Below are 13,229 nucleotides of genomic sequence, written 5' to 3' on the forward strand. Positions count from 1 at the left end.
TGCACGGCACCGACACCATGGCATATACCGCCGCGGCGCTCTCCTACCTTATCCAAGGCAGCCCCAAACCCATCATACTCACCGGCTCCCAGCAGCCCATGGGCAATCCCTTCACCGACGCCAAGATCAACCTGTACCAGAGCCTCGTGTACGCGGCAGACGACCGCTCACGCGACGTCTCCATCGTCTTTGGCGGCTACGCCATCGCCGGCACGCGAGCCCGCAAGCAGCGCACCATGAGCTTCAACGCGTTCGCCAGCGTCAACTATCCCGTCCTCGCCTACCTGCGGCAAGGCAAGATTATCCGCAGCGGTTCCGTTGCCGTGGCCGCAGGTCTTGCCGAAGGCGAAGTCGCCGCATCCATGGGCACCGCCTCCGTGGGTGCCGGCGCCCCAATTGACCAGCGCCTCACAAGCGAAGATGGCCCCCGCTTCTACACTCACGTTGACAACCGCGTGTGCGTCCTCAAGCTCACTCCGGGTCTCACCCCGCACATGTTTGAGCTGCTCAAACCCGATTACAACGCCATCATCCTCGAAACTTTCGGCATGGGGGGCGTGCCCGAACTCGGCGCCGACAACTCATCGTTCCAAGAGGCGATCTTTGACTGGGTCGACTCGGGGCGCACCATCGTCATGACGACCCAAGTGCCCGAAGAAGGCCTTGACCTTGGTGTATACGAGGTCGGTCGCGCATATGCCGAACACCCCGGGGTCCTCAAGGGCGGAGACATGACCACCGAGGCACTTGTGGCAAAAACCATGTGGGCCCTTGGACAAACGCGCGAGCCCAAAGAGCTGCAGCGCCTGTTCTACACCCCCATCAACCACGATCGTGTGGACGAGTGGTAGGCACTCTGCAATTCGAGACCAACGTGCACGCTGCATCAATCGCCCGCACAAGGCCGTCGGCCTCGCGTGCGGAAAACCTGAGACCGGCAACTGCCAAAGCGTCATAACCTGCCCCCTCCAGGGCAATGGGGGCACCCGCTGCCATGAGCAGGTCGCGATCGATGGGGCTGGTACCGACTGCCACCACGTCTTCCAAGCCCATACCCCATCCTTGAAGCACCGTCGTCAGTGCCTCCACCCGCGCCGCTCGGCGCGTCAAGGGCGGACCCGGCATAAGCCTCGAATCGCGGGGGACCGCTATGGACACTCCGTCAACCCCGTTGAACTCCTTCGCTGCTTGCCTTCCATACAGCTCGGTGAACACGACGATTTTGAACCCCGCAACAGCGGCGCGTGCGATTGCATCGCGCTCGGAGACCGTGAACCCCCTCGTGCCGGTGCCAATCGCCAGCGCTTTGGGCACGCGCACAAATTTCCCACCATGCAACACGGTCAACGACAGCTTTTGCCTCATTGGGATCTCTGCACCTCCCCTGCGCCCTCAATCAAGCCCAGACGTAAACTGTACTTTACATCTTATCCATCAGCTTCGCATCGCTTTGCGAGCGGCGCTCGACTCCAAGCACTTTAGAGATAGAATTTCCGCGACTCCACAATATGGATTCCAACCACAACAACAGGTGAGCGCCTTGAGCAACGACGACAACATGCGGCAGAAGTACATCGACAGACATCGGCGGCGCCACGGCGATCGCCCTGCGCTGCAACGCGTCTGGAGGGGCGTGCAGAAATTCGTTTGCCGCACCTTCAATATCCGCGAGGGGCGCGCGCCCTACCATGTGATCCGCAAGCGCTTCGTCAACGGCGCCCGTCTTACGGGCACCCATTTGTGCATCCTCATCGTCGCAATGATCATTGCGTGCATTGGCTTGGACACCGACTCCGACATCGCCATCGTGGGCGCCATGCTCATCTGCCCGCTCATGGGGTCCGTGCTCGCCATCGCCTACGGTGTCGCTACGGTAGATCGGGCGCTTATGCGCGACGCCTTGGGCGGCCTCGTGCTCCAAATGGCCTTTTGCCTCATTACGTCGACCATCTATTTTGCGCTCTCGCCAGTCGCGGGCATGACCCCCGCCCTCGTTGACAACTCGGGGCCCACTGTATGGGATCTTATGCTCGCACTCGTAGGTGGCTTCGCGGGTGGCCTGGGCAACTCACGCGACCAAGAACCAGCAACCGTCATCTCGGGCGTCGCTGTGGCCACAGCCCTCATGCCTCCACTGTGCGCGGCGGGCTACGGACTCGCCGTTGCCAATGCCGGGGTCTTCCTTGGGGCGCTGTATGAATTCGGCATCAACGTCGTCTTCATCGCACTCTCCGCCGCGGTCGTTTTGCTGTTGCTGCACACGCCGCTCAAGCGCGACCTCAACGACGACGGAGTGGTGACGGAAGCGGAAGACGAGCTCGTGCGTGCCGAGTCGCACAAGATTCGTTGGCGCATCATGCTGGGAACCGCCATCTTCGCCATCCCCTGTGTGATACTTACCGGCAACATGCTCGCCACCGCCGAGGAGCAGGCCGCCGGAGCCACCGACCACTACGGCGCCGCCGAGACCGCACGCGAGCTCGCCGTGGTGTGCCCGAAATTCAAGAACTACTCGATCGGCATGGAGGTGTCCGCCCAGGCGCAGGGCGGGGACGGGGCCGAGAGGCAAAGCGGCACCGAGCAGCTCGTGGCTCGCGTCACGACGTCGGAGCCCCTTGCCAGCCGAGAGCGCACCATCGCGGAGGAGCTGATACGCCTGGACGCCCCCGACGTGGAGCGCGTCGAGTTCAGCGTGGGATAGGGTTTTCGACGCGGATAAGAAGCAACGGACCGGTCGCCAATAGGAACAGCGACGTCGCGGCAGGTATCATCTCCCAACGATCGACAGGACTGAAACACCCCATCCGACCAAACGCGAGCAAAGAACAGTTTTTTACAACGAACACACCAAGTGCACGGAGCGTCCTCATTTGCGTGGTAACGTCTTGGCATTAACGCCGGGGCATCGGCTCGATACGCCGACAGCCCGCTTTGCGTTGAAGCGACCACGAGGAGGTGGACCGTGGCGAACGAACTCGAGAGCAACATGGCATGCGCACGGGAACGCGGATGCGCAGGTTCTTGCCACGCTCCGTGCGCGTCCCACGCCGCCGACGAAGTCGAGCTCGCCGCACGCGCGCTCGAATCACAGGGGCGCTTTGGCCTCACGCACGGCTTCATCCAGCATGGAGACGTGAGCGTGCACGCCCATGTGCTTTCGGTCGCCCGCGCGAGCGTCGCCATGGCGGACTTCCTCGGCCGCGCCGGAGTCCGCGTCGACCGCGCCTCGCTCATCCGCGGCGCGCTGCTGCACGACTACTTCCTCTACGACTGGCACGACCCCGATCCATCGCACCGCCTGCACGGCTTCACGCACCCCTCGACGGCCCTCGCACGCGCCGAGGAGGACTTTGAACTCACCGCGCGCGAACGCAACATCATCGCCCGTCACATGTTCCCGCTGGCGCCCATGCCGCCGACCTGCCGCGAGGCGTGGATCGTCTGCCTCGCCGACAAGGCGTGCGCCCTTCACGAGACCATCGCGGGTCGCCTGCCCAAGCGGGCATCGAGCAAGAATCGGGCGGTGTAACGTCGATGAGCCTTGATGGATTTTTCGCCGCACTGACCGCAACCGGCGCTCCCCTGTCGGCGCTGCTCTCAACCGGCGCTCCCCTGTCGGCGCTGTTCCTCTCGTTTTTGGTCTTCTCGTTCGCCGGCTGGCTTTACGAATCCACCGTCTGCGCCATGGCGAACTACGGTCACTTCGCCAACAGCGGCTTCCTCCTCGGCCCCTATTGCCCCATCTACGGCGTGGGGGCAGTCGCGTGCTGGCTGCTGTTGCGCGACATACCCGGCGTCTTCACGCAGTTCCTCGCCGCCGCCCTCGTGTGCAGCGCAATCGAGTACACCGTGGGCGCCCTGCTCGAACGGCTCACCGGCGCGCGCTTTTGGGATTACTCCAAGCTCCCCTTCAACATCAAGGGAAGGGTCTGCCTATACGGAGCCGCGCTCTTCGGGGCCGGCGCGGTGATCGTCTGCCGCGTCGCCGAACCCGCGCTCCTCGCCGCGCTGCAGCTCATCCCCTCCCTCGCGCTGAAAGTCATTGCGCTCGGGTGCGCCGCGTGCATCGCGATCGACACCGTGTTCGCCGTAGTGAGCTGGCGCCAGCTCTCCCAAAAACTCGAGTTGTTGCGCATCGAGATCGCCGACAAGTTCAACGACTCCCTCAAGGACGCATCCACCTCGCTGCTCGACAAGGTGCCCACCCCGATACTGGATTCGGCCGCCGAACTCAAGGCGCGGAGCCGGGCACTCAATTCGTGGCTCGCCGACATGTCGGACGGCACGTTCGAGGCCGTTCGCGGAAGGGTGGAGCTCCCCTCTTTCATCGCCGAGGGGACGCGCGGGGTGAGATTGGTCGCCCGCCATGCACATGGCATCGCGACGCGCGCCGAGAAAGCCGCCCCCGAGAAGCTCAAGACCATGATGACCCGGCGCGAACTGCGCTTCTTTAACGCATTCCCCGAAATCAAGCTGAAGTCCTACGAGGGCGTCATCCGTGCGACAAAGCTCAAGGAGCGTGCCCGCGAGCTGTTCCATAGGGACTGATCAGCGACAAAGCTGAACCGATGACGAGCCGTCAAGGCGCGCCCAGATGAGTATGCCAGGCGTTCTTTGCCGGCAACTTCTGCACCGCCATTAACACGGACCTCGACGATACCGGCACGCTGCGCGCCTGGACCCCTCTCCGACACGGAGCCCAAAGAGGAGTTCAACGAGTACACCTCGCCACAGATCTCCGTCTATCTGATAGCATGCGACCATTAGACGTTTTATTTTTAGACCCTCTGTCCTTGACGATTTCCCATAGCCATCTAACAGCTGTTTTATAAAACTTGTTTATTAATAGGGAGACGTGATTATTAGAATATTGTATTGTTTGACCCTCCCCTGAAAGGAGAAGACATGAGGACCATCGTTGTTGGGGACATGCATCAGAAGCAACATCTGGTCTTGCCGATCGTGGACAACGCCATCCGGTTCCTCGGCGCGAAGCGGGTCGTGTTGCTCGGGGATTATTGCGATGACTACAGCCCCGACAGGGACGAGACCGACGCCGAAAAGCTGCTCAGAGGGCTGGAATACCAGGTGGATTGGGTCGACTGCACGCGCAACCGCGGCGTACAGGTAGACGTCTTGCTGGGAAACCACGACATGCAGTACCTCGTCGAGCGTCGGGGGCCCGGCACCAACCTGAACTGCATCGTCCCCGTCCGGCGCCTGCTCGCCCAGATGAACGTGCGCATGGCTGCCGCCGTCGATGGATGGCTCGCCACGCACGCGGGTCTCACCAGCCAATTCGCGGACATTGTGCTTGAAATCGATGACGAGGCCGAGCCTTTCGGCAAGCCATCGTATTCCGCCGAGTCGCTTGCCGCCCGGCTCAACGCTGCATTTGACCACGCGCTGATCGAGATGTTCGATCATGGTAACGATGAGGAGCTCCTGCTGTTCAACCTCTGCGGCCCCGGACGTGGCGGCATAAGCATCCCCGGCCCCCTGTGGGCATCGACCAGCGAACTCACGGTCCTCGGGATGCCGCACCTCGACCAGATCGTCGGCCACACGCCCGTCTATTCCGTCCACGAGCTTGAGGAGCAAGGCTTCAGTGGCGAGCGATTCATGGCCTGCGACACGTTTTCGACCGATTTCGATTTCCGCCCGCTCGGAGATGGAAGCATCCTGCTCGCCGATGACGAGACGCACGAGATGCGCGCCGTTATACCCGAGGAAGTAGACTGCGAGTGGGCGGGGACATTCTGATTCCTGCGGATATCAGGCCCACCCGTCACATAAATGAAGTAGTCACGCGGACGGAGAGAAAGAAAGACGACAAATGAGCGACAAAACGAACCTTACCGCCAGAGAATTTCTCGAAGCGATCTTCGAGCAGATCCGACCCTACGCAGCCAACCCCGAAGAGTTTACAAGCGAGTGGGAGAGGATAACGGACGAGCTCGACAGCGAGATCGAGGATTTGGAACGCGTCATGAGCGAGCGGGATGCCCTGGCTCGGCAGCTCATCTTGCTGGTGCGCAACCAGCTTGCAAACAGCTACCTGTTTGACGATCTGTGGCTCCAATACTCCCAAGGGTGCAGCGTATTGAGCGACTACGCCGAACTGTTGAGCGACCCCGAGCTTGACAGGAAGAAGGGAGGTGTCTGGGGTGGACACAAGTGCGATGCCATCCATTGGACTTGGTACGAAAAGCGCGCGATGCCGAAACCCCTGGAAGAGAAGAAACTTGTTTTCCAAGGTGGAGAAAGGAGCGGCTGGCCATACTGCAGCTGCATGGACCACGCCCTGAGCAACTTGATTTGCAAAGTCTGGGGCTTCTCCGGATACAGAAAAGGACTAAGGTCCGATGATCCCGAAACAGAATTCAAGGTTACCTTTTGGCAGGACTCGAGCATGTACCTTTCCGTACTGCTCTGCTTCGGAGTCAACATCTTGAACGACCAGATACTCCTCGAAGACCTGAAAGACACGCAGCAGATCGATATCGATATTATTCCCGAGCCAAAAGAGAAGCTGCGGGCCGTATTGAACGCGAAAAGTATTCGCCCGAAGCTCTGGGCGCGCATACAAGATCAAATAGGGAAACGCGCGAAAGAGGCTGGCGCGAAGGCTTCTCAGCAACAATAGCTCGAGCAACCCGCACGAGAGGCGGCGTCTTCACCGCGCTCTACTGGTTTGGCGTCGGGTGTCTGTTCTGCATCGCCATCGTCGGGATTCCCCTGGGCCGCCAGGCGTTCAAGATGGCGAAGCTCTCGTTGCTGCCGTTTGGCGCAACAGTTCGATAGCGCTGTCAGTTTTCCGCTCGTGTAACCGGACCAGTCACTACCAATGCCATTTAGTGGATGGGTGTCACATCATTATTTGAAGATAAATGCTATCAGCTCTCTGAGATGTCTCTTTGGTGCGCAGATAACTGACATACGTTTGTTTACCGCATCGCTCGATTCTCGTTAACGGCCCAGCCGCCCCCTTCTTTTGCCATTCGTCGGTCACACAAGCACCGTTTTTGACAATCGCAGTCGCCAGAGCGCTCGTTTTATGCCAAGACTACGTTGGCGGCACGCGCTTTCGGAGATGCGCGCCGCACTTCTTGAAGTTTTTCGTATCGAAATTAAAAACTCGCGAGTAGGCCGAAAGTGGCGGTAGGAAAAACCGCAGGTCGCCGGAGGCCGCAAATGCCACCTACTCGACGAATCCCGATTTGAATACGAAAAGCCTCATTTAGGCTTGCCAGCTTGGAACGTAAACGACAAAAGGAGACGAGCCCGGTGATAGGCTGCCTCCCATTTCTTGGACATGAGAGAAAGAAGGCGGCTCGGGCGGCCGCCTCCTTTTTCATCGAAACTTATCCTCGGGTAAGATGCCTGGTCGAGATGCTTACTCCTCCGTGTCGCCCCTACTCGCGCGCCTCCAGTGCAGGCCGCGGCTCAGCCGATGCGCCACGCGCTCGACCTCGGCATCGCTCGTGAGATGGTGCGGCTTCATGCGGCTCGTCACCGAGTCGCGGCGGATGGTCGCGATCGGCTCCATCACGAAGCCCTTGCCCGCGCGCATGTTCTCCTTGGCGACGCTGATCATGAGCTTAATGCGGTTGAGCTGGTTGACCTCGCTCGCACCGGGGTCGTAATCCACGGCCACGATGTTGCTCTCGGGATGCTGGCGGCGCAGCTCTTTGATCACGGCCTTGCCCACCACGTGGTTGGGCAGGCACGCGAAGGGCTGCGTGCAGATGATGTTCGGCGCCCCGTGGTCGATCAGGTCGAGCATCTCGGCGGTGAGCAGCCAGCCCTCCCCCATGTTGTTGCACAGGGAGAGCACCTGGCTCGCCTTGTCGGCCATCACGGAGATGGGCTCGGGGCGCTCGAAGCGCACGCTGCGCTCGAGCAGGTCCTCGACCGGCTTGCGCATCCAATCCACCAGGCGGATGGCGGCGTCCATGCTGGCGCGCGCAGCGGCAGAGCTGCCGAGCTCGCCCTTCTGCACCTGCGCGTTGCTCATGGAGTACAGGAAGAAGTCGAGCAGGCCCGGCACCACGGCCTCGCAGCCCTCCGCCTCGATGACGTCGACCACGTGGTTGTTCGCCGTGGGATGGAACTTCACGAGGATCTCGCCGACCACGCCCACGCGCGGCTTGGTGCCCTCGCCGGTGAGGGGCAGGACATCGAACGCGTCGATCGCCTCGCGGGAGAGCTTGGTGAAGCTGCGACGCGTGAAGGTCGGCACCATGCGGCGCGCGCGGTCCATGAACTCCTCGAACAGCGCGTTCGCGGAGCCCGGCTCGGCCTCGTAGGAACGCGTGCGGTAGAGCATCTGCATCATGAGGTCGCCGAACAACACGCTGTACACGCATGCCTTGAGCATGGCGGGAGTGAGCTTGAAGCCGGGGTTCTGCTCGTCCAGCTTGACCGCGGACAGGCTGATGACCGGGATATCGGCGTGCCCGCTCTCGCGCAGGGCCTTGCGAATGAGCGCGATGTAGTTGGTGGCGCGGCAACCGCCGCCCGTCTGCGTGATCACCACGGCGGTGCGGGACAGGTCGTAGCGGCCGCTCTCGATGGCCTCCATGATCTGGCCCGTGACCAGGATGGACGGGTAGCAGATGTCGTTGTTCACGTAGCGCAGGCCGGCTTCGACGGCGCCGCGATCCGTGGAGGGCAGAAGCTCCAGGTTGTAGCCGGCCGCCTGGAAGACCTCCTTGATGAGGTCGAAGTGGATGGGCGCCATCTGCGGGCACAGGATGGTGTAGCCCGCGTCGCGCATCTCCTCGGTGAACGCGACCTTGGGGAACGCGGCGCTCTTGCTCGCGCGCTGCGCCTCGAGGGCGTACTTGTGCGTCGCGAACACCGGCGCGTCGGTGGAGGGCGCCACGGGCGAGGCCTCGCCCGGCTCGTAGGCGTCGCCCGACGCGGCGGCCTCGGCGGCGCGCTCGGCCTCCTGGTCCTTGAGCGCCGCCATGAGCGATCGGATGCGAATGCGTGCGGCGCCCAGGTTGGACACCTCGTCGATCTTGAGCACCGTGTAGATCTTGCCGGAGGCCTCCAAGATCTCCTGCACCTGGTCGGTGGTGAGGGCGTCCAGGCCGCAGCCGAAGGAGTTGAGCTGGATAAGGTCGAGGTCGTTGCGCATGGTCACGAAGCGCGCGGCCGCGTAGAGGCGGCTGTGGTACATCCACTGGTCGACCACGCGGATCGGGCGCTCCGGCTTCACCAGGTGCGCCACGGAGTCCTCGGTGAGGACCGCAAAGCCAAAGCTCGCGATGAGCTCGGGCAGCGAGTGGTTGATCTCGGGGTCGTTGTGGTAGGGACGCCCCGCCAGCACGATGCCGTGGCCGCCGTGCTCCTCGATCCAGTGCATGGCCTCCTCGCCCATGGTCTGGATGTCCTGATGAAAGCGGGCGTCGGCCTCGTAGGCGGCGTTCACGGCGTCGTCGATCTCGGTACGGGTGAGCTTGGGCCCGTGCACGCGGCCGCGTCCGGCCTCCGCATCGGCCACGCGCTCGACGGCGAGCAGCTCATACAGGCGGCGCTTGAGCTCGATCTTGTCGTGGTAGGGCACGAACGGATACATGAACTCGACGTGCTTCTCGCTGATGTCGTCGATATTCAGTCCGAGCGCCGTGGGGTAACTCATCACGATGGGGCAGTTGTAGCAGTTGCCCGCCGACGGATCCTCCTTGCGCTCCCAGCGCACGCAGGGCATCCAGATGAAATCCGGATCTTTCTCGATGAGGTTCATCACGTGGCCGTGGGAGAGCTTGGCCGGATAGCACACGCTCTCGCTCGGCATGGACTCGATGCCGCTCTCGTACGTGGCCTTACTGGAGTTGTCGGAAAGCACGACGGAGAAGCCCAGGCGCGTGAAGAACGCGTGCCAGAACGGGTAGTTCTCGTACATGTTGAGGGCGCGCGGGATGCCCACGGTGCCGCGCGGAGCCTCCTCGGGCGCCAGGGTCGGGCGGTTGAACAGAAGGTCGTTCTTGGCGGCGAACAGGTTGGGCGCCTCAGACTTCTGCTTCTTGTGGCCCGCGCCCTTCTCGCAGCGGTTGCCCGTGATGAAGCGGCGGCCGCCGCCAAAGTCGTTGATGGTGAGCTGACAGTTGTTGGAGCAGCGTCCGCAACGGGCGTGCCTCTGCTCGACCGTCAGCGCGGCGATATCGGGGGCAGAGAGCACCGTCGAGACTCCAGAGGCGCCGGCGCGGTCGCGGGCGAGCAGGGCTGCGCCGTACGCGCCCATGCAGCCGGCGATGTCGGGGCGCACGGCGTGCACGCCCGTGAGCTGCTCGAACGCGCGCAGGGTCGCGTCGGACATGAAGGTGCCGCCCTGGACGATCACCTGCGTGCCGATCTCCTTGGGATCACGCAGCTTGATGACCTTGAACAGGGCGTTCTTGATCACGGAGTAGGACAGGCCCGCCGCGATGTCGCCCACCGTGGCGCCCTCCTTCTGCGCCTGCTTGACGCGCGAGTTCATGAACACGGTGCAGCGGCTGCCCAGGTCGACGGGGTTCTTCGCCGCGATGGCCTCGGCCGCGAACGCGCGCACGTCCATATCCATAGACACGGCGAAGCTCTCGATGAAGCTACCGCAGCCAGAGGAGCAGGCCTCGTTGAGCATGATGTGCTCGATCACGCCGTCGCGCACGCGCAGGCACTTCATGTCCTGGCCGCCGATGTCGAGGATGAACTCGACGCCGGGGAGGAAGGCGCGGGCGCCGCGCAGATGGGCGACGGTCTCGATCTCGCCCGAGTCGGCCTTGAGGGCCTCGATGAGCAGGGCCTCGCCGTAACCGGTGGTGGTCACGTGGCCGATGGTGCAACCAGCCGGGATATGCGCGTAGAAGTCCGCCATGATGGTCTTGGCGGTACCCAGAATGTCGCCGTTGTTGTTACCGTACCAGGTGTGCAGGAGCTGACCATCCTCACCCACCATCGCGGCCTTCATCGTGGTGGAGCCGGCGTCGAGGCCGATGAACACGCGCCCGGTGTAGCCCTCAAGCTCGCCGCGGGGCACGACCTCGCGCGCGTGACGCTCCCGGAACTCGGCGAGGTCGGCCTCGGTCGCGAACAGCGGATCCAGGCGGGCGACCTCGTCACCCTGGGTGTCGCCCAGCGCGTCGATGGCGTCGATGAGCTCGCCGAACCGCACGAGCTTGCTCGACTCATGTGCCATGGCCGCGCCGGAGGCCACGAACAGATGGGCGTTGTCGGGCACGATGATGTGCTCGTCGTCGAGGTTGAGCGTGAGGTAGAAGCGATGACGCAGCTCGGAGAGGTACTGCAGCGGGCCGCCGAGGAAGGCGACGTGACCGCGGATCGGCCTGCCGCACGCCAGGCCGGAGATGGTCTGGGTCACAACCGCCTGGAAGATCGAGGCGGCGACGTCCTCGGGGCGGGCGCCCTCATTGAGGAGGGGCTGCACGTCCGTCTTGGCGAACACGCCGCAGCGGCTCGCGATGGGATAGATGGTCTCGGCGCGCGCGGCGAGTTCGTTCAGGCCGCCGGCGTCCGTGTGCAAGAGGGTCGCCATCTGGTCGATGAACGCGCCGGTGCCTCCCGCGCACGTGCCGTTCATGCGCTGTTCGATGCCCGAGTCGAAGTAGATGATCTTGGCGTCCTCGCCACCGAGCTCGATGGCGACGTCGGTTTGCGGGATGAGCGTCTCGACGGCGCGCTTGCTCGCAACGACCTCCTGCACGAACTCGAGGCCGAGCCACTGCGAGAGCAGAAGACCGCCCGAGCCGGTGATGGCGCAGGTCATGCGAGCCTCGGGCAGCACGGTGGCGGCCCCGGCGAACAGGTCGCGCGCGCAGGCGCGGACGTCGGTGTGATGGCGCTGGTACTTAGCGTATACAATCTGGCTCTCGTCGTTCAGCACGGCGAGCTTGACCGTGGTGGAGCCCACATCGATGCCCACGCGGAGATCGCCGCGGGCGTTCTCGGGGTTCCAGATGGCACCCTCCGGGGCCTGCGGCACCCCCGCGAGCTCTCCCCGTTCGGGAGAATCCGGGGCACCGCAGGCCCCAGAGCAATTCGCCTGCATGTTCTGCATATCGTCAGCCATAGTTAGTTCCCTTCCGTCGGGGAAGACGAGGTGCCGCCCGCGAGCATGGCCGTAAGGTCGGCAAGGAGGTCATTCGGGGGTATTTCGCAATTGTCTACATTCAGTCCCATGAGCTTGAGGCCATATGCGGCCACATTGACGTCGATGGGCATGCCGTAGAGGTCGCCCGGGCGCACAAAGGCGATGACCGTCATGATGCGCGCCATCGTCTCGGGCGTCTCGGCGAGGTCGCGATCGAACCAGCGCTGCACCACGCCCACCTCGGAGGCGACCACCGAGGCGAGGTAGTAGTCGAAAAAGGCACCGAGCGCGCCGGGAAAGATGCCCGTCTGCATGCGGTCCGACACTGCGGCGCAGGCCATATCGATGACTTTCTTGATAAACGCCTGGTCACCGCCGGGACCAATCAGTGCCCCGATGAGCTCGCGGTTGTCGGCGATGTAACGGAGCAGCTCAACCGAGCCGGGCGCCGGCTCAAGGTGCTCGATGCTCTCGTACAGCTCGGGCAGGGTCGCCTCGGCAATGGCGCGCACGAGCGTGCGAACCTCGGCCAAAAGCGCGTCTTCCACCTGCTCGATGAAGTCGGGAATGTCCTTATAGTGCGAGTAGAACGTTCGCCGCGTAAGACCCGCGCGCTCCGTGAGCGCGGCGACGCTGATGCGCGAGATGTCCTCCCCCGCCGTGATCTCCTCCGCGAGGGCCGACCTGAGCGCGCGCTGGGAGCGCAGGCTGCGACGATCGGACTTGCACGCGGATGTGCCCGTTGGCTGAGGCATATCGCCCCTTTCCTCGACCGAGTTCTAATTCACTCTCTGTGCATTATTGCACACGGTGTGCATCAACATGGAATCAGCACGGTAAGGGTTGTGCAAGCTTCAACGCGAAAACGGGCGAAGGGATTACGCGATTTGAATACACTGCTGGCTGTGGAGGGTCTTGAGGATGTGCTTGGGTACCGCGTGGAACTCGCAACGGCCGATCGTCGCGCTCGCGGCGGCCTTGGCGGCATCACTGCCATTCGCCGTGGCGTAAGAATGGCGGAAGCGGCTGAGCATTGCCAGGTCGTTGCCACCGTCACCGTACACGGCGATCTCATCCTCCTCGATGCCGTAGTAGCGGCCGAGCCACGCCACCGACTCGCCCTTATTGC

The 13,229-nt window shown here is 63.0% G+C and carries 11 protein-coding genes; 7 read left to right on the top strand and 4 right to left on the bottom strand.

Annotated elements, in window-relative coordinates:
• Positions 1-851: asparaginase (locus tag ACT8II_RS02885; protein WP_443812965.1), on the top strand; the 851-nt coding region annotated here is incomplete at its 5' end.
• Here ACT8II_RS02885 and ACT8II_RS02890 read toward each other — a convergent pair.
• Positions 823-1,365 carry a hypothetical protein gene (locus tag ACT8II_RS02890; RefSeq protein WP_118654364.1) on the bottom strand — a complete coding sequence of 181 codons (543 nt, stop codon included), beginning with the start codon at positions 1,363-1,365 and terminating at the stop codon, positions 823-825. The two genes, ACT8II_RS02885 and ACT8II_RS02890, sit on opposite strands and share 29 nt — an antisense overlap.
• A gap of 268 nt (positions 1,366-1,633) precedes the next feature.
• On the opposite strand from ACT8II_RS02890, the gene ACT8II_RS02895 reads away from it, so the two are divergent.
• From ACT8II_RS02895 to ACT8II_RS02920, 6 genes are all read left to right on the top strand, one after another.
• Positions 1,634-2,701: a DUF389 domain-containing protein gene (locus ACT8II_RS02895; protein WP_443812966.1), complete on the top strand. Its 1,068-nt coding sequence runs from the start codon at positions 1,634-1,636 to the stop codon at positions 2,699-2,701.
• 261 nt (positions 2,702-2,962) lie between these two features.
• The gene (locus ACT8II_RS02900; RefSeq protein ID WP_233546247.1) at positions 2,963-3,529 is read left to right on the top strand and encodes an HD domain-containing protein; all 567 of its coding nucleotides are present in this window, start codon (positions 2,963-2,965) and stop codon (positions 3,527-3,529) included.
• A gap of 5 nt (positions 3,530-3,534) precedes the next feature.
• The gene (locus tag ACT8II_RS02905; RefSeq protein WP_443812967.1) at positions 3,535-4,548 is read left to right on the top strand and encodes a putative ABC transporter permease; all 1,014 of its coding nucleotides are present in this window, start codon (positions 3,535-3,537) and stop codon (positions 4,546-4,548) included.
• A 357-nt stretch (positions 4,549-4,905) separates the two neighbouring features.
• Entirely contained in the window at positions 4,906-5,763 is an 858-nt protein-coding gene (locus tag ACT8II_RS02910) for a metallophosphoesterase (RefSeq protein WP_443812968.1), read from the top strand.
• Positions 5,764-5,836: 73 nt separating this feature from the next.
• The gene (locus tag ACT8II_RS02915) at positions 5,837-6,646 is read left to right on the top strand and encodes a hypothetical protein (RefSeq protein WP_294121985.1); all 810 of its coding nucleotides are present in this window, start codon (positions 5,837-5,839) and stop codon (positions 6,644-6,646) included.
• Positions 6,643-6,804: a YccF domain-containing protein gene (locus ACT8II_RS02920; RefSeq protein ID WP_294122041.1), complete on the top strand. Its 162-nt coding sequence runs from the start codon at positions 6,643-6,645 to the stop codon at positions 6,802-6,804. Before ACT8II_RS02915 ends, ACT8II_RS02920 begins: the two co-directional genes overlap by 4 nt.
• A 592-nt stretch (positions 6,805-7,396) precedes the next feature.
• On the opposite strand, the gene ACT8II_RS02925 is transcribed toward ACT8II_RS02920, so the two are convergent.
• From ACT8II_RS02925 to ACT8II_RS02935, 3 genes are all read right to left on the bottom strand, one after another.
• Positions 7,397-12,079, bottom strand: coding sequence for an acyl-CoA dehydratase activase-related protein (locus tag ACT8II_RS02925; RefSeq protein ID WP_443812969.1), 4,683 nt, complete (start codon positions 12,077-12,079; stop codon positions 7,397-7,399).
• Positions 12,080-12,081: 2 nt separating this feature from the next.
• Positions 12,082-12,855 carry a TetR/AcrR family transcriptional regulator gene (locus ACT8II_RS02930; RefSeq protein ID WP_118654359.1) on the bottom strand — a complete coding sequence of 258 codons (774 nt, stop codon included), beginning with the start codon at positions 12,853-12,855 and terminating at the stop codon, positions 12,082-12,084.
• Positions 12,856-12,978: 123 nt separating this feature from the next.
• Positions 12,979-13,229: HAD hydrolase family protein (locus ACT8II_RS02935; RefSeq protein ID WP_443812970.1), on the bottom strand; the 251-nt coding region annotated here is incomplete at its 5' end.

The sequence above is a fragment of the Collinsella sp. genome (assembly GCF_052346665.1).
Lineage (GTDB): Bacteria > Actinomycetota > Coriobacteriia > Coriobacteriales > Coriobacteriaceae > Collinsella.

Bases quoted from the DNA above. Each gene is read 5' to 3' on its own strand.
- ACT8II_RS02910 (WP_443812968.1), top strand. From the start codon at position 4,906: ATGAGGACCATCGTTGTTGGGGACATGCATCAGAAGCAACATCTGGTC.
- ACT8II_RS02890 (WP_118654364.1), bottom strand. From the start codon at position 1,365: ATGAGGCAAAAGCTGTCGTTGACCGTGTTGCATGGTGGGAAATTTGTG.
- ACT8II_RS02905 (WP_443812967.1), top strand. From the start codon at position 3,535: ATGAGCCTTGATGGATTTTTCGCCGCACTGACCGCAACCGGCGCTCCC.
- ACT8II_RS02925 (WP_443812969.1), bottom strand. From the start codon at position 12,079: ATGGCTGACGATATGCAGAACATGCAGGCGAATTGCTCTGGGGCCTGC.
- ACT8II_RS02915 (WP_294121985.1), top strand. From the start codon at position 5,837: ATGAGCGACAAAACGAACCTTACCGCCAGAGAATTTCTCGAAGCGATC.
- ACT8II_RS02930 (WP_118654359.1), bottom strand. From the start codon at position 12,855: ATGCCTCAGCCAACGGGCACATCCGCGTGCAAGTCCGATCGTCGCAGC.